Raw genomic sequence first — 375 nt, 5'->3', positions numbered from 1 at the left:
GCTGAGATAGCTGAAGAGATGGCATATTGCTACGCAAGAATGAAAAGTGATATACTGGAATGTTTTAAAAGGCAGGTGGGCAAAGTTAAGGATTAATTATCAGGAGTAATTATGCGGAACAGAATCATGCCTGGTGTTTACATAGTAATAATTCCTTACGTTATCGTAAGCATTTGCTATCTCCTTTTCCGCCACTACATTCCTGGTGTTTCTTTTTCAGCTCATAGAGATGGTCTTGGGGCGACATTGTCATCATATGCAGGAACCATGATTGCAATCCTGATTGCTGCCTTGACGTTTCTAATCGGAAGCAGAACGCGCCGACTGGCCAAGATTAGAGAGTATGGGTATATGACATCGGTAGTTATTGTCTAT

1 protein-coding gene is annotated in these 375 nt (G+C 41.3%); it reads left to right on the top strand.

Annotation, left to right across the window (positions count from 1 at the left end):
• Positions 1–111: 111 nt before the first annotated feature.
• Positions 112–375, top strand: a 264-nt coding sequence (locus DF185_RS23400) for a hypothetical protein (RefSeq protein ID WP_438830242.1), incomplete at its 3' end; no start/stop codon positions are given.

The sequence above is a fragment of the Marinifilum breve genome (assembly GCF_003202155.1).
GTDB classification, from domain to species: Bacteria; Bacteroidota; Bacteroidia; order Bacteroidales; family Marinifilaceae; genus Marinifilum; species Marinifilum breve.
Note: the sequence above shows the minus strand (reverse complement) of the source record. Positions and strands in the feature narration are given on the sequence as shown.